Origin of the sequence: Mesorhizobium sp. B2-3-15 (assembly GCF_006442875.1) — a bacterium.
Classification (GTDB): Bacteria; Pseudomonadota; Alphaproteobacteria; order Rhizobiales; family Rhizobiaceae; genus Mesorhizobium; species Mesorhizobium australicum.
Genome location: NZ_VFVO01000016.1, coordinates 80,466 through 100,126, shown reverse-complemented (window position 1 = coordinate 100,126; position 19,661 = coordinate 80,466). Strand labels below are relative to the sequence as shown.

The 19,661-nt window shown below is 63.9% G+C and carries 24 protein-coding genes; 6 read left to right on the top strand and 18 right to left on the bottom strand.

What is annotated here, in order from left to right; all coding sequences use genetic code 11:
* Positions 1 to 19 precede the first annotated feature (19 nt).
* From FJ954_RS27505 to FJ954_RS27485, 5 genes are all read right to left on the bottom strand, one after another.
* Positions 20 to 409 (bottom strand): type II toxin-antitoxin system VapC family toxin, encoded by a 390-nt coding sequence (locus FJ954_RS27505; protein ID WP_015318430.1) that lies wholly within the window; start codon positions 407 to 409, stop codon positions 20 to 22.
* Entirely contained in the window at positions 406 to 663 is a 258-nt protein-coding gene (locus FJ954_RS27500; protein ID WP_015318431.1) for a type II toxin-antitoxin system prevent-host-death family antitoxin, read from the bottom strand. The genes FJ954_RS27505 and FJ954_RS27500 overlap by 4 nt, the downstream gene beginning before the upstream one ends.
* Positions 664 to 994: 331 nt before the next feature.
* A complete protein-coding gene (hdaA, locus tag FJ954_RS27495; RefSeq protein WP_140617264.1) occupies positions 995 to 1,699 on the bottom strand; it encodes a DnaA regulatory inactivator HdaA in 705 nt (234 codons plus the stop codon).
* Between the two features lies 1 nt (position 1,700).
* On the bottom strand, positions 1,701 to 2,876 hold the full coding sequence (locus tag FJ954_RS27490; protein ID WP_041163870.1) for an AI-2E family transporter: 1,176 nt from the start codon (positions 2,874 to 2,876) through the stop codon (positions 1,701 to 1,703).
* Between the two features lie 79 nt (positions 2,877 to 2,955).
* A complete protein-coding gene (locus FJ954_RS27485) occupies positions 2,956 to 3,510 on the bottom strand; it encodes a CDP-alcohol phosphatidyltransferase family protein (protein WP_015318434.1) in 555 nt (184 codons plus the stop codon).
* 208 nt (positions 3,511 to 3,718) lie between these two features.
* On the opposite strand from FJ954_RS27485, the gene purM reads away from it, so the two are divergent.
* Genes purM through FJ954_RS27470 form a run of 3 tightly spaced genes read left to right on the top strand, consistent with a single transcriptional unit; the run spans position 3,719 to position 6,062 of the window.
* Positions 3,719 to 4,828 (top strand): phosphoribosylformylglycinamidine cyclo-ligase, encoded by a 1,110-nt coding sequence (gene purM, locus FJ954_RS27480; RefSeq protein WP_140617178.1) that lies wholly within the window; start codon positions 3,719 to 3,721, stop codon positions 4,826 to 4,828.
* Positions 4,825 to 5,538 carry a phosphoribosylglycinamide formyltransferase gene (gene purN, locus FJ954_RS27475; RefSeq protein ID WP_015318436.1) on the top strand — a complete coding sequence of 238 codons (714 nt, stop codon included), beginning with the start codon at positions 4,825 to 4,827 and terminating at the stop codon, positions 5,536 to 5,538. Before purM ends, purN begins: the two co-directional genes overlap by 4 nt.
* A 14-nt stretch (positions 5,539 to 5,552) precedes the next feature.
* On the top strand, positions 5,553 to 6,062 hold the full coding sequence (locus tag FJ954_RS27470; RefSeq protein WP_015318437.1) for a histidine phosphatase family protein: 510 nt from the start codon (positions 5,553 to 5,555) through the stop codon (positions 6,060 to 6,062).
* 50 nt (positions 6,063 to 6,112) lie between these two features.
* Here the strand turns inward: FJ954_RS27470 and FJ954_RS27465 are convergent, their stop codons facing one another.
* The 4 genes from FJ954_RS27465 to FJ954_RS27450 all read right to left on the bottom strand — a co-directional run bounded on the left by FJ954_RS27465 (position 6,113) and on the right by FJ954_RS27450 (position 7,707).
* Positions 6,113 to 6,352, bottom strand: coding sequence for a DUF680 domain-containing protein (locus FJ954_RS27465; protein WP_140664751.1), 240 nt, complete (start codon positions 6,350 to 6,352; stop codon positions 6,113 to 6,115).
* A gap of 205 nt (positions 6,353 to 6,557) precedes the next feature.
* Entirely contained in the window at positions 6,558 to 6,791 is a 234-nt protein-coding gene (locus FJ954_RS27460) for a DUF680 domain-containing protein (protein ID WP_015318439.1), read from the bottom strand.
* 442 nt (positions 6,792 to 7,233) lie between these two features.
* Positions 7,234 to 7,461, bottom strand: a complete 228-nt coding sequence (locus tag FJ954_RS27455; protein WP_015318440.1) for a DUF680 domain-containing protein — start codon at positions 7,459 to 7,461, stop codon at positions 7,234 to 7,236.
* Between the two features lie 45 nt (positions 7,462 to 7,506).
* Positions 7,507 to 7,707, bottom strand: a complete 201-nt coding sequence (locus FJ954_RS27450) for a DUF680 domain-containing protein (RefSeq protein ID WP_015318441.1) — start codon at positions 7,705 to 7,707, stop codon at positions 7,507 to 7,509.
* A 479-nt stretch (positions 7,708 to 8,186) separates the two neighbouring features.
* Here FJ954_RS27450 and FJ954_RS27445 point away from each other — a divergent pair, with 479 nt between their 5' ends.
* Positions 8,187 to 8,864: a response regulator gene (locus tag FJ954_RS27445; RefSeq protein ID WP_140617181.1), complete on the top strand. Its 678-nt coding sequence runs from the start codon at positions 8,187 to 8,189 to the stop codon at positions 8,862 to 8,864.
* 12 nt (positions 8,865 to 8,876) lie between these two features.
* Positions 8,877 to 10,229 carry a sensor histidine kinase gene (locus FJ954_RS27440; RefSeq protein WP_140664749.1) on the top strand — a complete coding sequence of 451 codons (1,353 nt, stop codon included), beginning with the start codon at positions 8,877 to 8,879 and terminating at the stop codon, positions 10,227 to 10,229.
* Between the two features lie 45 nt (positions 10,230 to 10,274).
* Here the strand turns inward: FJ954_RS27440 and FJ954_RS27435 are convergent, their stop codons facing one another.
* The 6 genes from FJ954_RS27435 to FJ954_RS31750 all read right to left on the bottom strand — a co-directional run bounded on the left by FJ954_RS27435 (position 10,275) and on the right by FJ954_RS31750 (position 16,496).
* Positions 10,275 to 11,153 carry an ABC transporter permease gene (locus tag FJ954_RS27435; protein ID WP_140664748.1) on the bottom strand — a complete coding sequence of 293 codons (879 nt, stop codon included), beginning with the start codon at positions 11,151 to 11,153 and terminating at the stop codon, positions 10,275 to 10,277.
* A gap of 14 nt (positions 11,154 to 11,167) precedes the next feature.
* On the bottom strand, positions 11,168 to 12,022 hold the full coding sequence (locus tag FJ954_RS27430; RefSeq protein ID WP_015318445.1) for an ABC transporter ATP-binding protein: 855 nt from the start codon (positions 12,020 to 12,022) through the stop codon (positions 11,168 to 11,170).
* A gap of 160 nt (positions 12,023 to 12,182) precedes the next feature.
* The gene (locus FJ954_RS27425; protein WP_015318446.1) at positions 12,183 to 13,196 is read right to left on the bottom strand and encodes an ABC transporter substrate-binding protein; all 1,014 of its coding nucleotides are present in this window, start codon (positions 13,194 to 13,196) and stop codon (positions 12,183 to 12,185) included.
* 175 nt (positions 13,197 to 13,371) lie between these two features.
* Complete coding sequence (gene dapB, locus FJ954_RS27420; protein WP_140664746.1) at positions 13,372 to 14,151, bottom strand: 4-hydroxy-tetrahydrodipicolinate reductase; 780 nt, start codon at positions 14,149 to 14,151, stop codon at positions 13,372 to 13,374.
* A gap of 9 nt (positions 14,152 to 14,160) precedes the next feature.
* On the bottom strand, positions 14,161 to 16,254 hold the full coding sequence (locus FJ954_RS27415) for an ATP-dependent helicase (protein WP_140664744.1): 2,094 nt from the start codon (positions 16,252 to 16,254) through the stop codon (positions 14,161 to 14,163).
* A gap of 68 nt (positions 16,255 to 16,322) precedes the next feature.
* Positions 16,323 to 16,496 carry a hypothetical protein gene (locus FJ954_RS31750; protein ID WP_015318449.1) on the bottom strand — a complete coding sequence of 58 codons (174 nt, stop codon included), beginning with the start codon at positions 16,494 to 16,496 and terminating at the stop codon, positions 16,323 to 16,325.
* Positions 16,497 to 16,605: 109 nt separating this feature from the next.
* Here FJ954_RS31750 and FJ954_RS31745 point away from each other — a divergent pair, with 109 nt between their 5' ends.
* Positions 16,606 to 16,746, top strand: a complete 141-nt coding sequence (locus FJ954_RS31745) for a hypothetical protein (protein ID WP_015318450.1) — start codon at positions 16,606 to 16,608, stop codon at positions 16,744 to 16,746.
* A 33-nt stretch (positions 16,747 to 16,779) separates the two neighbouring features.
* On the opposite strand, the gene FJ954_RS27410 is transcribed toward FJ954_RS31745, so the two are convergent.
* The 3 genes from FJ954_RS27410 to FJ954_RS27400 all read right to left on the bottom strand — a co-directional run bounded on the left by FJ954_RS27410 (position 16,780) and on the right by FJ954_RS27400 (position 19,660).
* Positions 16,780 to 16,950 (bottom strand): hypothetical protein, encoded by a 171-nt coding sequence (locus tag FJ954_RS27410; RefSeq protein ID WP_224525574.1) that lies wholly within the window; start codon positions 16,948 to 16,950, stop codon positions 16,780 to 16,782.
* A gap of 309 nt (positions 16,951 to 17,259) precedes the next feature.
* Positions 17,260 to 18,420: a M20 aminoacylase family protein gene (locus FJ954_RS27405; protein WP_140664743.1), complete on the bottom strand. Its 1,161-nt coding sequence runs from the start codon at positions 18,418 to 18,420 to the stop codon at positions 17,260 to 17,262.
* The gene (locus tag FJ954_RS27400) at positions 18,413 to 19,660 is read right to left on the bottom strand and encodes a Zn-dependent hydrolase (protein WP_041163871.1); all 1,248 of its coding nucleotides are present in this window, start codon (positions 19,658 to 19,660) and stop codon (positions 18,413 to 18,415) included. The genes FJ954_RS27405 and FJ954_RS27400 overlap by 8 nt, the downstream gene beginning before the upstream one ends.
* Position 19,661 lies beyond the last annotated feature (1 nt).

The window sequence follows — 19,661 nt, the reverse complement described above, 5'->3', positions numbered from 1 at the left end:
AGCTCACCGGCCGGCAGTGTTACGTTGAGAGCACACCCTCTATATCGGTTTTCGAAAAATCGGCTCCGACATACAACAGCCGGCAAGCGTGCTCCTTCGCCACCTCGTAGGAGAAACAATCGCCGAAATTGAGCGCGGCCGGATGGCTGCCCTTGCCCCATCGCGCATAGGCTTCGGCGATACGCCGGGCCGAGGCCGGCGTTACCACCACCACCTCGAAACCAAGCCCGTCAATCAGGCTGGACAGCTCGGCGGCGACGCCACGATGGGCCGCGACGATCAGCGCCTCGGCAACGGTGCCGGCGGAGATCAGGAGGTCGTTCTCGGCTGCGAGCGCGGCCATGCAGGCGTCGGCCTGAAGTTCATTCAGGACGATCGCCATAAGCGCCGACGTATCGACCGCGATCATTCTGGCATGCCGTCATCGCCATAAAGGAAGTCCTGGCTGCGGGCAGCGGATGGTCCGGCCTTCATCTTGGCCGCCCCTGCCGCACGCGCCGCTTCCATGAGCGTCCGGCGACCTTCCTTGCCGGGCATTGCCTTGATGGGAACCAGCCGCACGGCCGCATGGCCGTGACGGGTCAGAATGACCTCGTCGCCCGCCTCAGCGCGGCGCACCAGCTCGGTCAGCTGTCCCTTGGCGTCGGTAACGGATACCTGCATCGAATACTCCGCATGGACCATTCTCCGGTCCAAATCTTTCAATCGAGAAATAGACCATCGAGTGGTCTATTTCAAGAGTTTCGACAATGCGGGGGTGGTCCGTGTCGTTGGGATGGATGTCCGCTGCGGCGGCACCCGCTCGACGCATTTTGAACGCAAGCTCGCCGGGCGAGAACCCCAAGCGCCTCATTCCCGGCGAGCCTACAACCTGATTTGGAACGCAATCAGGACCGGGGTCAGCCGGCAAGCTCACGCAGCAAGATGGATGCCAGTCTTGTTTCCCAAAATGGGACTGAGGTCGAGACGGAGGACCGCCGGAACCCTGAAGTCATCAAATCTCGAACTCGCCCTGCCCTTCGTCCATGGCATTGACGGTTTCGGCGGCCAATGCCCTGGTGATCGGCATCTTGCGCTCCAGGGCGGTACGATCCAGGCGCTCCACCACACGCATCGCGGTTGCCAGAGAACGCTCGATGCGCCGCACCAAATACTGCACGACATGCGGCTCGACCTCGACCTGGCGGTCGGCGAACAGCTTGGTGATGACACCGGCGAGCAGGAGATCATCGGGCTCATGGATCTCGACGGTCGCCGCAGCCTTGAGCCGCGATGCAAGATCGGGCAGCGATACACCCCAGGCCGAGGGAAAGCGGCGTGCGGTCAAAAGCAGCGTCGAGCCGGCGCCACGCACCGCATTGATGAGATGGAACAGGCCCAGTTCGTCGACCGCGCGTGCGTCGACATCATCGATCAGGGCCGGGCGGGCACCAAGATTTGCGATGCTGTCGCCAATGCGCCTGGCGTCGACAGTCACCGCCTTGGCGCGCGCACCCCAGATCGAGGCCAGATGCGTCTTGCCGGAGCCGGCTGGGCCCGCCAGCACGACCACCGGTGCTGGCCAATCCGGCCAGCGGTCGACCAGTGCGGCCGCCTGGTTGTTGGTACCGGAGACGACCAGCTCGTCACGCGAGTAACCGGTGCCATGGCCGAGATCGAGCGGCAACTGGCGTGGCGGGTCGGTTCGCTGCGCGGTCACTTCAGCGACGCGGTTGCGAGCGGTGGCCGCCGCCGCGATCGGCTGGCAATGCCGGCGCGGGTTCTGTCGCATGGCCTTTGTAGAGCGGCGATTCGAGATAACGGGCGATGGCAAATCGCACCAGCACCGCAACCGCCGCCGAAGCCGGCACGGCAATCAAAAGGCCGACGAAGCCGAACAGAGCGCCGAAGGCGAACAGCGCGAACATCAGCCATACAGGATGCAGGCCGACGCTTTTGCCGACCAGCCTGGGCTGCAGGATGTTGCCTTCGATGAACTGGCCGATGAAGAAGACCACCGCAACCGCGACGATCATCGTCCAGTCCGGCCAGAACTGAACGAAGGCGACGCCGACGGCCAGCACCAGCCCGGTCAATGAGCCGACATAGGGGATGAAGGAGATCAGCCCGGCGAACAGGCCGATGAGGATGGCGAAGTTCAGCCCGGTCAGCGTAAGGCCGGTGGCGTACATGGCGCCCAGCACCAGGCAGAGCGTACCCTGGCCGCGCACGAAGCCAGCGGTGGCGGTGTTGACGTCGCGCGCGATGGCGCGGACCGTGGCGACGTTGTCGCGCGGCACCCAGCTGTCGATGACCGCCACCATGCGGTCCCAGTCGAGCAGCATGTAGAAGGCCACGACCGGCGTCACCACGAACAGGCTGACCACCGAGACCAGCGCCACGCCCGAACTCCAGATCGAAGTGAAAACCGTCGTGAGCAGGCCGAAACCGGAGGTCAGCAGCGAGTTCAGCCCATCGCGCAAGCCATTGGCGTTGACGCCGAATTTCTGTTCCAGCCACTTCGGATCAAAGGAGGTGATCAGGCTCTGCAGCCGGGTCAGGTACTCCGGCAGCTTGCCGGCGAAATCGGCCATCTGTGTCGCCAGCACCGGAATGAGGATGACGAAGGCCAGCACCAGCACGATCAGGAAGGTGATGAGGATGACCACCGTCGCCATGAAGCGGCTGAGGCCGAGCCGCTGCAGACGGTCGGCGACCGGATCGAGGAAATAGGCAAGCACCATGCCGGCGACGAAGGGCAGCAGGATGTCGCTGAACACATAAAGGAAGAGCGCCAGGATCGCGGCCCCCGCCAGCCAGAAGAATATCTGGCGGCGGAACGTGGACGAGGCCTCGGCCTCTGCCGCCGTCTCGCCTTCCGGCACGACGACAACCATCTGGCCGTCGTCGGTCTTGCCCAGCGCCGCCGCCTTGCGGGCGGCCGGCTTGCGGGCAGGCTTGCCGTCGATGGGCTTGTCAGCCTGATTTACCGCCTTCGCCATAGCCGCTCATATGCCTCAGCCAAGCCACGAGATAGGCCGCGGCCGAAGCCACGGTCAAGACCCCGGACAGCAATATGAGGCCTGGCCGCAGAGGGTCGAGGTGCACGGCAAAGGCGAGTTCGCCCAGCACAACCGCCGCCAGCACGATCTGGACGGCGGTATTCGCCTTGGAGACCAGGAACGGTTTGATCTCGACCGGATGGGCCATCGCCGTGGACAACAGGACCGCGCAGACGATCAAGGCGTCACGCGACACCATGGTGACGACCAGCCACAGCGGCAACTGCCCGATGATGCCCATGACGACGAACACCGAAACCAGCAGCAGCTTGTCGGCGATCGGATCGAGATAGGCGCCGAACCTGGACTGCTGGTTGAAGCGGCGGGCGATGAAGCCGTCGACGCCGTCGGAAATGCCGGCAACGACGAAGCCGGCAAAGGCCCAGTCCCAACGCGCCTGCAGCATGGCCAACACCACGGCAGGCACCAGGACAACGCGCAGCATGGTGATCAGGTTGGGGATGGTCAACGCATTGTCCCGCCGTATTATGCGTTGAGATAGATGAGGGAGATGGAGGGCCGAGGCAAGGGAGAGCCGGCTGGCCAGCCGCAAGCACTGAGTGCGATGCCCCCGGCTATCCACGCTTTTGTCGGCCAAACGAAGCCCGGTTCGGCCGTTATCCTTGCGGACCGAAACCGTTCATGCGAAGAGCCCGCAAACGAGCAGGAACATTGCGATGAGCAAGCGCGAAACCGGCCAGCATAAAACGGGCCAGAACAAAACGGCCAAGCGCGGAAACGGGCTCACCTATGCGCAGGCGGGCGTCGATATCGATGCCGGCAACCTCATGGTCGAGAAGATCAAGCCGCTGGTGCGCGCGACGCGCAGGCCGGGCGCGGATGGCGAGATCGGCGGCTTCGGCGGCCTGTTCGATCTGAAAGCGGCCGGTTTCACCGATCCGGTGCTGGTAGCAGCCAATGACGGCGTCGGCACCAAGCTCAAGATCGCCATCGAGGCGGGAAAACACGACACGATCGGCATCGACCTTGTCGCCATGTGCGTCAACGACATCGTCGTGCAGGGCGCCGAACCGCTGTTCTTCCTCGACTATTTCGCCACCGGCAAACTCGATCCCGATCAGGGTGCCGCGATTGTCGGCGGCATCGCACAGGGCTGCCGTCAGGCCGGCTGCGCGCTGATCGGCGGCGAGACGGCGGAAATGCCGGGCATGTATCACGGCAAGGATTATGACCTTGCTGGCTTTGCCGTGGGTGCGGCCGAACGCGGCCAGCTCCTGCCCACCGACGACATCGTCGAGGGCGACGTGCTGCTCGGGCTGGCCTCTTCTGGCCTGCATTCGAATGGTTTCTCGCTGGTGCGCCGCATCGTCGCCGCCAGCGGTCTGGCGTGGAACGATCCAGCACCGTTCAACGACGAGGCGACGCTTGCCGAGGCACTGCTCGAACCCACCCGCATCTACGTCAAGTCGATCCTCAAGGCGATCCGCAACACGCATGGCATCAAGGCGCTGGCGCACATCACCGGCGGCGGTTTTCCGGAAAACATTCCGCGCGTGCTGCCCAAGGACTTTTCCGCCGAACTTGACCTCAATGCCATCGACGTGCCGCCGGTGTTTTCCTGGCTGGCCAAGACAGGCGGCGTGGCGCCGGAGGAGATGATGCGCACCTTCAATTGCGGCATCGGCATGATTTTGGCTGTCGCTTCCGGTCAGGCGGCGCAGGTCGCTGCCGTGCTGCAGGAAGCCGGCGAGACGGTGACGCCGATCGGCCGCATCGTGCCGCGCCGCGACGCCGGCGTCATCTATCGGGGCTCGATCGGCCTATGAGCACGCAGAGAAAACGCACCGTTGTCCTGATTTCGGGGCGCGGCTCCAACATGACCGCGCTGATCGCGGCGGCCAGCGATCCGGCCTTCCCGGCCGAGATTGCCGGCGTCATTTCCGACAAGGCGGACGCCGCCGGCCTCGGCATCGCCAGGGCACGCGGCATCGCCACCCAGGTCATTTCCCGCGCCGACCATGGCAGCAAGCAGGCGCATGACGCGGCGATCGACGCGGCACTTGCGGCCTTCAACGCCGACATCGTGGCGCTGGCCGGCTATATGCGCATCCTGACCCCCGGCTTTGTCCAGAAATGGCAGGGCCGCATGATCAACATCCACCCTGCCCTGCTGCCGGCCTTCAAGGGGCTCGACACCCATGCGCGCGCGTTGGCCGCCGGCATCCGCATCCATGGCTGCACGGTGCATTTCGTCACGTCCGAGATGGATGATGGCCCGATCATCGCGCAAGCGGCCGTGCCGGTGATGGTCGGCGACAATGCCGATACGCTGGCCGCGCGCGTGCTCAAGGCAGAGCACCGGCTCTACCCGCTGGCGCTTGGACTGGTCGCCGAAGGCAAGGCACGCATGGAGGCCGGGCATACGGTTCTTGCCCACTTCGCCGACGATGCCGACAACGGCACCTCGGTGGTGATGGCGCCCGATCCGCTGCGCGAGGAAGCCGACCTCGAGCACCTGGCGCGGATCACGCCCTGAGCGAGAGCGCAGCGATGAAACAGCTGCTCCTGCTGCGTCATGCCAAATCGAGTTGGGACGACCCTGACCTCGACGATTTCGACCGACCGCTGGCGGAACGTGGGTTGAAGGCGGCCCGGCTGATCGGCCGCGAGCTTGGAGCGCGCAACTGGCTGCCGGATCAGGCGCTGGTGTCGCCGGCGCTGCGCACCCGCGATACCTGGCGGCTGGTGGCGGCGGAACTGCCAGTGCATCCCCGGGTCGCGTTTGCCGAGGCGCTCTACGATGCCGCAGCGGCGGATATTCTGGGTCAGCTACGCAAAGCGGACCCTTCGACCAGCTGCCTGCTGGTTCTCGGCCACAATCCGGGCCTTGAGGAGCTGGCAAAACAGCTTGCCGGACCGGGATCGGAGGCGAAGGCGCGCAAGAGGCTCGAGGAAAAGTTTCCGACAGCAGCCCTCGCGCGCTTCGTCCTTGAAGACGATTGGTCCGGGGTGTCGGCCGCCAGGCTGACACATTGCCTGCGGCCGAAGGATCTGAGCTAGAAGTCTAATGTCCGCGGGTGCGGCAGATCAGACCCGCCGCAGCCGCGACATCAGTTACCCCAGATGCCCTGGCCAGGCTCGGGCCAGTCGGTGGCTGGCTTCATCTTGGTGTCGGCGGTCTTGTGTTTGATCATATCCGTGTCGTTGACGGCGCCCGTGGCGGCGTGATCCACGCCGGCGACCGGGGCGACCGGCTGGTTGGCATTGTAGGAGCCATAGTGGTCGCTGCCGGCGAATGCACCCCCGGCTGCGACAAGGATAGCGGCGGTAGCGAGAGCAAGTCTGTTCATTTCAATCTCCTGTTCATCCGTTGGGCGGCGTCTTGGGAGGACGGTTCCGCTGAGGAGAAGACCAGAAGCAGCCTGGTTTTATTCCTGGACGTGAGATGTTTCTGCCGACTGGTAAGATCGGCGGCCTTCGGTCTGAACCTCAAAACAAGAGCGGCGGGCCAGGCCCACCGCTCTTTGTCGTCAAGCCAGGCGAGGCCGGCGTGGATCAGTTGCCCCAGTTGCCCTGGCCGGGATCAGGCTGATTGGAATCGGGCGTCAGCTTGAAACCGCGGTGTTCGACCGGCTTGCGGATCGAAGCCGTATAGCTGTGGTCGATTTTACCCGCGGGCGCGGTGACCGCCGGCTGATTGACATTGTCAGAGCCATAATTGTCGCTGCCGGCGAAGGCGCCGCCCGTGGCAACGAGAATGGCGGCGGCGGTAAGTGCGATCCTGTTCATTTCTTTACTCCGATAGGTCTGGTCTGTCCGTCAAGTGGCGTGCCTTTGGGAGGAATTTCGCGTCGCTCGGACCAGCTGAAAGTGGGTTTTTCGTTCGTCGGCTTCCAATCACGAAGATGTTCCTTCACGGCCCGATTTCGGACATCGAGGCTGGGGCACGGATTCGGCAGAAGTGTTTTTTATCAACGCTATCAGTCTCTTGTTGCGCAACTCACGGAGTATCACGCTTTGTTTCGCCGAGGGGGCGTTCGCCGGGCGTTCACGGAGCGTCAACATTAATTGAACCGATTGGTTCGATCCGTGATCGGCGCGCTGGCCGGCACTTGTTCGACGGCTCTCCGGCACGACTGAACCCGACTGGCTCGCCTGATTCCATTTGTCACAAAACAAGAGCGGCGGGCCAGGCCCACCGCTCTTTGTAGTCACGCGATGCTAGAAGGGATTAGCGGCCCCAGATGCCCTGGCCCGACTGAGCCGGAACGTTGGCATTGGCATCGGCCTGCGCCTTGTCCGCCTTCAGGATCGAACCGGTGTGGAAGGTGTCGACGTTGGAGGTCGACTGGCTGGCAACCGGCTGGTTGGCGTTGTCGGAACCGTAGTTGTCGCTGCCGGCAAAAGCGGTGCCAGTGGCAACGAGGATGGCAGCGGCGGTGAGTGCGATCTTGGTCATTTCAAGTACTCCTGAATTCAAAGTTGGATGGATTGGCAGTCGCGATTAGCGGCCGAAGAGGTTGCGGTCAGCGCCCTGCGGAGCCTGGACCGACGCGGCCGTCGACTTCGAGGTCGAAGCAGTGACCGAATGGTCGACAGTGGCGGCAGGCTGGTTGGCGTTGGCCGAGCCATAATTGTCGCTGCCGGCAAAAGCAGTGCCCGTGGCAACGAGGATGGCGGCGGCGGTAAGAGCGATCTTGGTCATTTTATTTACTCCAGAATTTCTTTGTTCTGTCCGTCTAGTGGCGTGCCCCTTGGGAGGATTTCGCGTCGCTCGGACCACCTCCAAATGGGGAAGGCCTTTTGGAATTACCAGTCGCGTCGGTTTTGCAGTATTTCATCATATTATGGACAATGCATATTGCATTGCAGCATTTTCAGCCTGAATTCTCAAACATTTTCAGGAGATTAGCGTTTCTCCCGCAGACGCAAACACCAACCGACTCACGCCTATTGTTCACTGTTTACGATACAATCCGTCAACCAGAACCGAACCGTTCGGTTCGATTTATGTTTCAAACGAGGCATCTAGCCCGCGAAAAACCATCGCCGGCCGCAGCCAAGCCGCATTTGCCTTGCGTTGCGATCGATACTATCGATCATCCGGGTCCGATTGCCGAATGGATCGTCGATCGAGCCTTGGTGGCCGTTGAGACCGAAGTGGATGCTGGAACGGCAATAGACATGCGATTGCTGCTTGTGGAGGACAATCGCGAACTGGCGGACTGGCTAGGCAAGACCTTGCGCCAGGCGAATTATGTCGTCGACATCGTCCATGACGGCGAGGATGTCGAGCACGCGCTTGCCGCCGGCGACCACGCGCTTGTCATTCTCGACCTTGCGTTGCCCCGCATGGGCGGACTGGAAGTGCTGCGCATGCTGCGAGCCCGCGGCAACCGGGTGCCGGTGATCGTACTGACTGCCAATGCCAGCCTCGATGGCCGGGTCAAAGGCCTCAACGAAGGCGCCGACGACTATCTGGCGAAGCCCTTCCAGGTAGAGGAACTCGAAGCGCGCATCCGCGTGCAACTGCGCCGCGCCAATGACCGGACGGCACCGGTCGTTGCCTGCGGCGACCTCATCTTCGACACCAACACCAGGCTGTTTTCGCTCGGCGGTGAAACACTGGCCCTGACACCGCGCGAACATGCAGTGCTTGAACAATTGATGATCAAGGCGGGACGTACGGTAAGCAAGGCCGCCCTGTCGGCGGCGATCTACGATTTCGAGACCGACGCCGATCCAAGCGCCATCGAGATCTATGTGCACCGTGTGCGCAAGAAGCTCGAGGGGTCGCGGGTCCAGATCACCACTTTGCGTGGCCTCGGCTATCTCTTGCGCCATGAGGATCTGGCGCCATGATGATTTGGCGCTATGAAGACTAACAGCCTGCGTCTGCAATTGCTGGCCTGGGTCGTGCTCCCCCTGGCCGGGCTTGCGACCATCAATCTGTGGACCAGCCAGCGCAACGCTCTGGCGACCGCCGATCTGGTCACCGACCGCATGCTGGTCGGCTCGGCCCGCGCCATCGCCGAGCAGGTCGCCATGGCCGATGGCGTACTCGATGCCACCATCCCGCCGGCGGCGATCGAGATGTTCGATACCGGCGATCGCGACAGCGTCTACTATCGCGTCGAGACCGCCGGAGGACGGTTGCTGACCGGTTACCCCGATTTGCCGCAAGCGCCGCGGCATGCGAGCGTCGAGGCGAGCTATCGCGACCATATGTTGCGGCTCTTGACGCTCAGCCACGCGGTGATCGGCGCCGGCGGCGATTCCCCCATAACGGTCACCGTGGGCATAACGCTCTCCGGGCATGATGCGATGGTGAAGCGGCTGTGGTTCAGCGCCTTCGTCCAGCAACTGGCGCTGGTGGCGATCGCCGGCGTGTTCGTGCTGCTTGGCCTGCGCCGCGGCCTGGCGCCATTGATGAGCCTGCGCGACGCGGTGCGTTCGCCAAGCCGAAGCGACCTCGATCCGGTTGACGTGCCGGGCGCGCAGAGCGAAATCCGGCCTCTGATAGAGGCGCTCAACGCCTACATGGAACGGGTGCGCGCGCAGATGGGAGCGCAGCGCCGTTTCATCGCCAATGCCGCACATCAATTGCGCACGCCGCTGGCGCTGCTATCGACGCAGGCAAGCTATGCGCTACGCGAAACCGCCATCGATGCGCGCCAGGAAGCGCTGGTGGCGCTGCAGGCCAGCTCCGGCAAGCTGGCGCGGCTGGCCGAACAATTGCTCACCCTGTCGCGTGCCGAGCCTGGCAGCCGGCGGCCACGCGCCGATCGCATCGACCTGACAGAAGCCGCCCGCCATGTACTGGAAACGCAGGCGCCCGCGGCGATCGCCCGCAAGATCGATCTCGGGCTGGAGGAAACAGGGCCGGTTGCAGTCATTGGCGACGGCACCATGCTGCGCGAGATGATCGTCAATCTTGTCGACAACGCGCTGCGTTACTCGACGGCAGGCGCCAGCGTGACGGTGAAGCTGGCCGCCATCGATAGCGAAGCCGTGTTGACGGTAGCCGATGACGGACCCGGCATCCCGGCCGAAGAGCGGGATCACGTGTTCGAGCGCTTTTATCGCATCGCCGGTTCGACCGAGGAAGGCAGCGGCCTGGGCCTCGCCATCGTGCGCGAGGTTGTCGAGAATGCCGGCGGCCGCGTCACCCTCGGGGATGGCGCGGCCGGCGGTCTGGTGGTCGAGGTCAGGTTGCCCCTGGCCTGAACCGACCCGCACCAAGCGCGGGCTCGTACTGTCCTCGGAACAAAATCAGGTGCCCTGCTCGTTGAACGGCGCCGGCCGCCACTTGACGACATAGTTCTCGAAGCGGGTGATGATGAATTCCACCACCAGCGCCATAACCGCCAGGATGATCATGGCGGCGAAGACGCCATTGGCGTTGAAGGCGCCCTGCGCGGTCGAGATCAGCAGGCCCATGCCTTGCTTGGCGCCGAGGAATTCGCCGACCACGGCGCCGACCAAGGCAAAGCCGAAGCTGACATGCAGGCTGGCCAGGATCCAGCTCATCGCCGACGGGATAATGACGGTGCGGGTGATCTGGAACGGCGAGGCACCGAGGATCTGGGCGTTGGCGATCATCGCCCTGTCGGCCTCGCGAACCCCCTGGAAGGCGTTGGCGAAAACGACGAAGAACACCATCACCACGGCGAGCGCCACTTTCGAGGCCATGCCGAGGCCGAGCGCGATGATGAAGACAGAGCCGAGCACGACGCGCGGCACGGAATTGGCGATCTTGATGTAGATCGAAAAGACATCGGCCAGCAGCCGGTTGCGGCCGAGAATGATGCCGGCGGCGATGCCGCCCAGTGCGCCGATGGCGAAGCCGAGGAAGGTTTCCTCCAGCGTCACATAGATCTGCAGCCAGAGCGGTCCCTGCGAGGTGCCCTCGGTGATCCAGGACCAGATCTGTTCCCAGATGCCCGAGGGGCTGGCGAAGAAGAACGGGTCGATGATGTTATAGTCGGCGCCGAGTTCCCACAGGCCAAGGAACGCAACGAGGATAGCCAGGCGCAGGCCGATGACCAAAGCATGGCGGCGGCGCAGCCGGGCCCTCGCCCGGGCCTCGGCAACGGCAATGGAGGCATCGCGGACGGCGGCAAGGGAAGCGGTGGGAGAGATAGCGGTCATGTTGGTGTCTCCTCTCAATGCCCGCTCTGCAAGGTGCGGCTCTGGCCGAGCTGCACTTCTTCGCGCAGGTCGTTCCAGATCACCTTGGCGATCTCGACGAATTTCGGGTCGTAACGGATGTCGGCCATGACACGCGGACGCGGCAGGTCGATGCGGTAGACGCTCTTGACCGTTCCCGGCCCGGCGGTGAGTACATAGACCTTGTCGGCCAGCGCCACCGCCTCCTCCAGATCGTGGGTGACGAAGACGACGGAGGATTTCTGTTCCGACCACAGGCCGAGCAATTCGTCCTGCATGGCCGTGCGCGTCTGCATGTCGAGCGCACTGAACGGCTCGTCCATAAGCAGAATCTTCGGCTGGTTGATGAAGGTCTGGGCAAGGGCGACGCGCTTGCGCATGCCGCCCGAAAGCTGGTGCGGATAATGTTTTTCGAAGCGGCCGAGGCCGACGCGGGCGATCCAGTCGCGGGCCCGATCATAGGCCTGCGCCTTGGGGATCCCGCGATAAAGCGGACCGGCGGCGACATTGTCGATGACGCTTCGCCAGGGAAAAAGCGCATCGGCCTGGAAGACGAAACCGATGTCGCGGCTGATATCGGTGACCGGTTTGCCCATGACGCGGACATGACCTGTGGTCGGCCGCAGCAGGCCGGTGACGAGGTTGAGCGTCGTCGACTTGCCGCAGCCGGTCGGCCCGACGACGCAGGCGAATTCGCCACGCGCCACCGTCATGGTGAAGTCGCGGATCGCCGTCATCATATGGCCGTCGGGCGTGACGAAGCGTAGCGTCACATCATCGATGGCGATCGCGGCATCGGCCGGCGGCGCGGCCTGAGACAACTTCTCAGCCGCCATCGTTTGCACTTGCATGGCATACTCCTGTGGCGATGATGCGAGAATGCCTGCGGCCAAAACTTGTGGTCGCCATCTCTCGACATCGGTAGGCGCGCCGCTGCCAAATCGATTCAGGCCAGCGGCGCAACTTGTTGTTCCTCAAGGGCGAACCGGGTAACCCGCCTCGCCTGCCTGCCTACTTGGCGGCGTCGACGAATTCCGTCGTGAAGGTTTTCGACAGGTCGATCTGCTTGCCCTGCAGGCTCTTGGAGAAGGTCGACAGAACTTTCAGCACCGTCTCGGGGCCATCGGCCGGCATGCGTCCGTCGGGCGTGAACATCGCCTTGCCGCCGGCGAGCCCCTGGATATAGAGATCCTTGTTGCCGGCGTAATAGTCCTTCGGCATCTTGTCGGCGATCTCCTCGGCCGAATGGCCGGCGATGAACTTCATCGTCTTGACGAAGGCATTGGCGAGCTTCTGTGCTTCGTCCTTGTGGCCTTCGACCCAGGAAGACTGGACGTAGAAGGATGCCGCAGGATAGTCGCCGCCCAGCGCTTCCTTGGTCTTTTCGGGCGTGCGCATGTCGACCAGGACACTGGCCTCGCCGGTCTTGAGCAATTTCGCGATGGTCGGCTCCGTGGTCATGCCGGCCTGAATTTGGTCCTGCTTGACGGCGGCGATGAAGGTGTTGCCGGCGCCTACCGGCAGCAGCGTGTAATCACCCGGCTTCAGGCCGCTGCGGACGGCAAGATATTGCGTCAGGAAATCGGTCGACGACCCAAGCCCGGTGACGCCCAGCGTGGCGCCCTTGAAGTCGGCCGGCGACTTGATCTCCGGGTGCTTGGCGGAGACCAGTTCGACCTCGCCAGGGGCCTGGCTGAACTGGACGATCGACTCGATGTATTTGCCCTTTGACTGTAGGTCGACAGTGTGGTCATAAAAGCCGACAACGCCCTGCACGGCGCCGGCCAGCAATTCATTCTCGGCCTCGACGCCGGCTCGCGAGTTGATCAGTTCGACGTCGAGCCCCTCATCCTTGAAGTAGCCGAGCTGCTGGGTGAGCACGGCCGGCAGGTAAATCTGCTTTTCCATGCCGCCGACAATGATGGTGATCTTGTCCGCGGCGCACGCCGCGGTCGCGCCCGTGCCGACAATGGCGAGCGTCAGCGCCGCCGAACGCAAGATGCACTTCGAGATCAAACCGGTCATGTAACTTCCTCCACCTGGGCGGCGCGCCATCCAGGCTGCGCCGCATTCCTCCTGCCGGCCACTCCCGCACCGGTCACGCGGCGAACGCCGCAATGAATCAATTGCATGCCCAAGCTTTCAGCTGGCTTTCAGCCACTTTAGCAACCGGGGAATGAAAACAGCCAGGATTTGCTGGTTACGATGCGCCAAAACCCAATACGTCGCGCATGTCGTATTCGCCGGGAGCGCGGCCCGCCACCCACAATGCCGCGGCGATGGCGCCGCGTGCAAACATGATGCGGTCACCAGCCGAATGCGCCAAGGTGACGGTCTCGCCTTCCGTGCAGAAGCTGACGCTGTGCTCACCAATGATGGCGCCGCCCCGCGCCACCGCGAAGCCTATCTCGCCCGCCGGCCGCGCGCCGGTGACGCCATCGCGGACGCGCCTCGCAACCGTCTCCAGCCCGATTTCGCGTCCGCCGGCAACAGCCTGCCCCAGCATCAGCGCCGTGCCCGAAGGCGCGTCGATCTTGTGGCGATGATGCGCCTCGAAAATCTCCGCATCCCAGTCATCGGGGTCGAGCGCCCGCGCTGCCTGTTCGACCAATCCGACCAGCATGTTGAGCCCGAGCGAGAAGCTGCCGGAGCGCACGATGGCAATGGTTTCCGCGGCATGGGCGATGGTGGCCATCTCGGCGGCCTCGAAGCCCGTCGAGCCAATCACCAGGGCTGGCCCGCCCCTCCCGGCACACAATCTGGCCAGTTCCACGGAGGCCGCCGGCGTGGTGAAGTCGACCACCACGTCGGCTGTGGCGAGCGCCTCGTCGCGGCTCACCAGCCCGTCGCCGACACTGCCCGGACGGTGAAAGCAGCCGGTGAGCGCCAGACGCACATCGGCCCGCACCGCATCCGCCATCTGGCGACCCATGCGGCCGAGAGCGCCTGATATGGCGATCCTGATCGGCGGCTGCGGCATCGGCTCCTGCTATTTCCACATGCCGCGCATGCGCGCGCCAATGTCGACGCGCACCTCCGGCCGAGGCGCCCTGCCCTGCGCCGCTTGCGCGGCCGGCCACGAAAGCTGCTGGAACGCGGCGAGGATGGAGGCCGGAATGAAACGGGTGCGCGAGGCGTAGACATGGCGGTCGCCGCGTGCCGCCTGGCCATGCGGAAAGAAGCGCTGCGGCATGATGAGGTTGAGATTGTCCTTGGCCCGTGTCATCGCCACGTAGAGCAACCGTCGCTCCTCCTCGATATCTTCCTTGGTGCCGACACCGAGATCGGCCGGAATGCAGCCATCGACCGTGTTCAGCACGAAGACGTTCTTCCACTCCTGGCCCTTGGCCGAGTGGATGGTCGACAGGATCAAATAGTCCTCGTCGCGATGCGGAGGGCCGGCCTGATCGCTGGTTGCGTCCGGCGGATCGAGCGTCAGCTCGGTCAGGAAGCGTTCGCGCGAAGCATAGCCCAAGCCGATTTGCTCGAGTTGCAGCAGGTCGGCGCGGCGCGTGATCGCATCCTCGTGGATGCGCTCCAGATGTGGTTCGTACCACAGCCTGACCTGTTCGAGATCGGCCGGCCATTTGGCGCCGGCGCGCAAGCCGGAATAGAGCGAGACGAAGCCGGGCCAGTCGTCGGCGGCGCGCTGCGGCGGACGCCAGCCGGCCAGTCCCATCGCCTCGTCCAGCGCCGACGTCATGGCCTCGACGATCTGCGCGGCGGCGGAAGGGCCGATGCCGGGAAGAAGCTGCAGCACGCGAAAGCCGGCGACACGATCGCGCGGATTTTCGGCAAAGCGCAGCACCGCCAGCACGTCCTTGACATGCGCGGCATCGAGGAATTTCAGGCCACCGAACTTGACGAAAGGAATGTTGCGCCGCGTCAGCTCGATCTCCAGCGGCCCGCTGTGGTGCGAGGCGCGAAACAGCACCGCCTGCGACTTCAGCGCGGTACCGGCCTCGCGCTCGGCAAGGATGGCGTCGCAGACGAAGTTCGCTTGTTCGACCTCGTCGCGCACGGTCACAAGTCTCGGTTTGTCGGCGGATTTGCGTTCCGACCACAGGTTCTTGGTGAAGCGCTCCGAGGCTTCGCCGATGACAGCGTTGGCGGCCGCCAGAATGGTCTCGGTCGAGCGATAATTGCGCTCCAGCATCACCACATCGGCGGTCTGCGCAAACTGTCCGGGGAAGTCGAGGATGTTGCGCACCTCGGCGGCCCGGAACGAATAGATCGACTGCGCGTCGTCACCGACGACCGTCAGCCCGGCGCCGTCGGGCTTGAGTGCCATCAGGATCGAGGCCTGCAGCCGGTTGGTGTCCTGATATTCGTCGACCAGCACATGGTCGAACCGTCCGCCCAGATGCGTGGCGATTTCAGGCTCGGCTGTCATCTGCGCCCAGTAGAGCAGCAAATCGTCGTAATCGAGCACATTCTGCGCCTGCTTGGCCTCGACGTAACCGGCAAACAATTGCTTGAGCGGCTCGGCCCAGCCGGCGCACCAGGGGAAGGCGGACCCCAGTACCTCACCCAGCGGCGCCTGCGCGTTGACGGCGCGCGAATAGATGGCAAGGCAGGTGCCTTTGGTCGGAAAGCGCGCTTCCGTCCTGGAGAAACCGAGTTCGTGGCGCACGAGATTCATCAGATCGGCGGAATCCTCGCGATCATGGATGGTGAAGGCCGGATCGAGGCCGATCTCCAGCGCATAGTCCCGCAGCAGCCGCGCGCCGATACCATGAAAAGTGCCGGCCCAGGTCAGTGCGTCCGTGATCACCGCGGCGTCGCGGCCGAGCACTTCGCCGGCGATGCGCTCGACACGTCTCGCCATTTCGGATGCGGCGCGCCGCGAAAACGTCATCAGCAGGATGCGGCGCGGGTCGGCTCCCTTGACGATCAAGTGGGCGACGCGGTGCGCCAGCGTGTTGGTCTTGCCGGAGCCGGCGCCGGCGATAACCAGCAGCGGGCCTGCAATCTTGCCGTCGCCATGTTCGACGGCCTGGCGTTGGGCGTCGTTCAGCCGGGCGAGATAAGCCGGCTGGCCGGTCTGTTCCAAAAACGTCGAATCATGGGCGGCGAGGTTCATCGCCCATCAAGCATCGTTTCCGCTTTGTTCGCAACAGAGAAGCAGCTCCGCCAATACAGCGGGAGCAATCAGCGTTTCGGGTCAACGCCCATCGACGCCGACTGCCGGCGCAGCGCCTCGCGGTCGTTTGCGGGCGCTGGCAGCAAGAGCGGATCGACACTGTCGGGAACCTCGTCGATCATCTTGCGGGCGAGACGGTAAGTGACAAAGGCCAGCGTGCCAACCAGAAGCAAACGGATCATGCGGCGGTCCTCCTTCGCTGGGTCAACCTGAGGCAGGGGATTTTGTTCCCTCGGCGCAATCGTGCAACCAAACCGACACCGCCTCGTTCTGCGGGTGGAGGAAGTAGCCATGAAAAAGCTGGGACTGATCCTCGCGCTGGTGACTTTGGCTTTCTCGGCCTGCGACAACAAATTGCCGCCGACAAAGGCGACTGGGGCCGATCAAGATCTCGCCATTCCTGTCGTGAACAATGGCATTGCCAGCCAGTGAATGGAGCATTGCGCAAAAACGATTGCGGGATCTTCACCGCATTGCCGCGATGCATTCCTCGAGACGCTCGAGGCGGAACTTGGCATTGCGCAGCTCGTGGCCTGCGTCCTGGCGCAGCTGTCGTGTCTGCGCCGAGGCGGCGGTCAAGTCTCGTTCGAGTTGAGCGATGCGGGCGCGCACCCGCCGCGCTTCGTCCTGACGCACCGCCTTTATCCAGCTCCGCCCGCGCATCTATGAACCCGCAGCATCCAAAAGCGTGCCACAGCCATGACAGTAAAACCCTAACTTCCGCCGAGCGCGAGCGTTCTAACTTTAACGAAATCTAATTTAGCATGCAGGAGAGAAGGCCGGCGCCGCTTGGGAGGTAATCTGATAGCGCCGGCCAGGCGGATATCAGGTCCGCCGCGTGAGCGAGGCTAGCTGAGTCTTGCCGTAGCGTCATGCCAGATCAAGGATTTCGGCCTTTCCCCGGCGTTTTCCCCCGCTAAATGCCGCGAAAATCCCCCCGGGGGTTCAAGTCCCAAGCCGCTGCCTGGCGATGGCGGCATGGAAACTGGCGCCGAACAACAGCCCGTCGTCGTCGAAGTCGTAACTGGAATTGTGAAGCGGTGCCGAGGCCTCGCCGTTGCCGAGGAAGACGAAGCAGCCCGGCACGTGGTCGAGGAAGCGGGCGAAATCCTCCGACGCCGTCATCGGCTCGCGGGCGACCGCGATATTGCCGCGTTCGAAAACAGTCCCGGCGGCGGCAAAGGCCGCGTCGACCAGTTCGGCATCGTTGCGCAAAGGCACGAATTCCCTGGTGTAGTTGACCTCGGCGGCAACGTTGTAAGCGGTAGCGATGCCTTCGGCGATGATGCGCATCTGGCATTCGATCTTGGCGCTCACCTCGGGGCGGAAGCTGCGCGCGTCGCCAAGGATGCGGGCGATGCCCGGCAGTGCGTTGCGGGTGCCATCGGTGATCAGTTCGGTCACCGAAACCACGGAGATGTCGGCCGGGCTCAGCCGGCGCGAGACGATGGTCTGCAGGTTGGTAACCAGCGCACAGGCGGCGACCAGCGTTTCCTGACCCGAATGCGGCCGCGCAGCGTGACCGCCCAATCCCCTGAGCACGATCTCGAAGACGTCTTCGGCCGACATGACCGGGCCGGCGCGGGTCTCGAAATGTCCGACCGGCAAGCCCGGCATGTTGTGCAGGCCAAAGATCTCGTCGAAGGGAAAGCGCTGCATCAGGCCATCGTCGAGCATCGCCAACGCGCCTTTTCCCCATTCCTCCGCCGGCTGGAAGATGAAGCGCACGGTGCCGTCGAAACCGCCCTCCCCGGCCATGAGCTTGGCCGCACCGAGCAGCATCGCCGTGTGGCCGTCATGGCCGCAGGCATGCATGATTCCGGGATTGCCGGAGCGGTATGGCGCGGTTGATTGCTCTGATATGCGCAGAGCATCCATGTCGGCCCGCAGCGCGATCGCGCGGTTGCCGCTGCCGCGCTTCAAAGTCCCGACGACGCCGGTGCCGCCGACACCCTCGGCGACATCGTCCAGTCCGAATTCGCGCAGCTTGGCGGCGACGAAGGCCGCGGTGCGCTCCTCCTCGAAGCCGAATTCAGGGTGCGCGTGCAGATCATGCCGCCATTCGGTCATCTCCAGCTTCAGCACATCACGATCGATTTCAGCCATCGCCTGATACCTCCTGATCCGCAAGCTGGGCAACGATATCAAGCAGGATGTTGGCGCCGGCGACAAGCTCGGCATCGGCGGTATGTTCGCGCGGATTGTGGCTGATGCCACCGGCGCTCGGCACGAAAATCATCGCCGCGGGCGCGAGGCGCGCCATCATCTGCGCATCGTGGCCGGCGCCCGAGGTCATGCGCTTGGACGCGTACCCGCGCTTCTTCGCGGCAGCTTCGATCAATTCGACAATGCTTATATCGAAGATCACCGGCTCGAAGCGGGCCAGCCGCTCGACCGAGATCGCGACGCCACCATCGGCGGCCAGGTTCTCAAGAAACGCGGCGAGTGCGGCTTCCTCGGCTTGCAGGCGATGCTCGAAAGGGTCGCGCAGGTCGACGGTGAAGACGGCGCGCGAGGGAATGACATTGATGGCGTTTGGCTCGAAACGCATCGTTCCGACCGTTGCAACGGTCGGCGTGTTCGAGGCTTTGGCGCGGTCGTGCAGGAACGTGACGACACGCGCGGCCGCATGCCCGGCGTCATTGCGCATCGACATCGGCGTGGTGCCGGCGTGGTTGGCGACGCCGTCTATGGTGATGCGCTGCCAGGAGATGCCTTGCAGGTTTTCCACAGCACCGATCGGCACGCCTTCGCGTTCCAGAACCGGGCCCTGCTCGATATGCAATTCGAGATAGACGTGCGGCTTGAGGAAGCCTGGCTCCTCGTCGCCGGCATAGCCGATGCGGGCCAGTTCCTCTCCCAGCACGCTTCCGTCGGTGCCGACGGCCGCCAGCGCCTCGTCGATACCGACGCCGCCGGCATGGACCAGTGAACCCATCATGTCGGGGGAATAGCGAACCCCTTCCTCGTTGGTGAAGGCGGCGACCGCGAGCGGTCGCGACGGGACAAGAGCCGACGCCTTCAACGTCTCGATCACCTCCAGCCCGGCGAGCACGCCGTAGCAGCCGTCATAAATGCCGGCATCGATGACGGTGTCGATATGCGAGCCGACGAGGATCGGCGCATGGCCGGCATTCGCCGGCGCCTGCCAGACGCCGAAGATATTTCCCATGCGATCGATGGCGATTTCGAGACCGGCCTCGCGCAGCCAGCCGACGAAGCGGTCGCGACCCAGCCTGTCGGCGTCGGAGGCGGCCAGCCGCACCAATCTGCCCTCGCCATCACGACCGATGCCGCCGAGCTCGCGGATGCGGCCAAGCAGCCTTTGTGCGTCGATCGAGGTCATG

Excerpts from the sequence above, each read along its gene's own strand:
- FJ954_RS27505 (WP_015318430.1), bottom strand. The coding sequence starts at position 409 with ATGATCGCGGTCGATACGTCGGCGCTTATGGCGATCGTCCTGAATGAA.
- FJ954_RS27500 (WP_015318431.1), bottom strand. The coding sequence starts at position 663 with ATGCAGGTATCCGTTACCGACGCCAAGGGACAGCTGACCGAGCTGGTG.
- FJ954_RS27490 (WP_041163870.1), bottom strand. The coding sequence starts at position 2,876 with ATGGTTGTCGTCGTGCCGGAAGGCGAGACGGCGGCAGAGGCCGAGGCC.
- purM (WP_140617178.1), top strand. The coding sequence starts at position 3,719 with ATGAGCAAGCGCGAAACCGGCCAGCATAAAACGGGCCAGAACAAAACG.
- purN (WP_015318436.1), top strand. The coding sequence starts at position 4,825 with ATGAGCACGCAGAGAAAACGCACCGTTGTCCTGATTTCGGGGCGCGGC.
- FJ954_RS27470 (WP_015318437.1), top strand. The coding sequence starts at position 5,553 with ATGAAACAGCTGCTCCTGCTGCGTCATGCCAAATCGAGTTGGGACGAC.
- FJ954_RS27465 (WP_140664751.1), bottom strand. The coding sequence starts at position 6,352 with ATGAACAGACTTGCTCTCGCTACCGCCGCTATCCTTGTCGCAGCCGGG.
- FJ954_RS27460 (WP_015318439.1), bottom strand. The coding sequence starts at position 6,791 with ATGAACAGGATCGCACTTACCGCCGCCGCCATTCTCGTTGCCACGGGC.
- FJ954_RS27455 (WP_015318440.1), bottom strand. The coding sequence starts at position 7,461 with ATGACCAAGATCGCACTCACCGCCGCTGCCATCCTCGTTGCCACTGGC.
- FJ954_RS27450 (WP_015318441.1), bottom strand. The coding sequence starts at position 7,707 with ATGACCAAGATCGCTCTTACCGCCGCCGCCATCCTCGTTGCCACGGGC.
- FJ954_RS27445 (WP_140617181.1), top strand. The coding sequence starts at position 8,187 with ATGCGATTGCTGCTTGTGGAGGACAATCGCGAACTGGCGGACTGGCTA.
- FJ954_RS27440 (WP_140664749.1), top strand. The coding sequence starts at position 8,877 with ATGAAGACTAACAGCCTGCGTCTGCAATTGCTGGCCTGGGTCGTGCTC.
- FJ954_RS27435 (WP_140664748.1), bottom strand. The coding sequence starts at position 11,153 with ATGACCGCTATCTCTCCCACCGCTTCCCTTGCCGCCGTCCGCGATGCC.
- FJ954_RS27430 (WP_015318445.1), bottom strand. The coding sequence starts at position 12,022 with ATGCAAGTGCAAACGATGGCGGCTGAGAAGTTGTCTCAGGCCGCGCCG.
- FJ954_RS27425 (WP_015318446.1), bottom strand. The coding sequence starts at position 13,196 with ATGACCGGTTTGATCTCGAAGTGCATCTTGCGTTCGGCGGCGCTGACG.
- dapB (WP_140664746.1), bottom strand. The coding sequence starts at position 14,151 with ATGCCGCAGCCGCCGATCAGGATCGCCATATCAGGCGCTCTCGGCCGC.
- FJ954_RS27415 (WP_140664744.1), bottom strand. The coding sequence starts at position 16,254 with ATGAACCTCGCCGCCCATGATTCGACGTTTTTGGAACAGACCGGCCAG.
- FJ954_RS31750 (WP_015318449.1), bottom strand. The coding sequence starts at position 16,496 with ATGATCCGTTTGCTTCTGGTTGGCACGCTGGCCTTTGTCACTTACCGT.
- FJ954_RS31745 (WP_015318450.1), top strand. The coding sequence starts at position 16,606 with ATGAAAAAGCTGGGACTGATCCTCGCGCTGGTGACTTTGGCTTTCTCG.
- FJ954_RS27405 (WP_140664743.1), bottom strand. The coding sequence starts at position 18,420 with ATGGCTGAAATCGATCGTGATGTGCTGAAGCTGGAGATGACCGAATGG.
- FJ954_RS27400 (WP_041163871.1), bottom strand. The coding sequence starts at position 19,660 with ATGACCTCGATCGACGCACAAAGGCTGCTTGGCCGCATCCGCGAGCTC.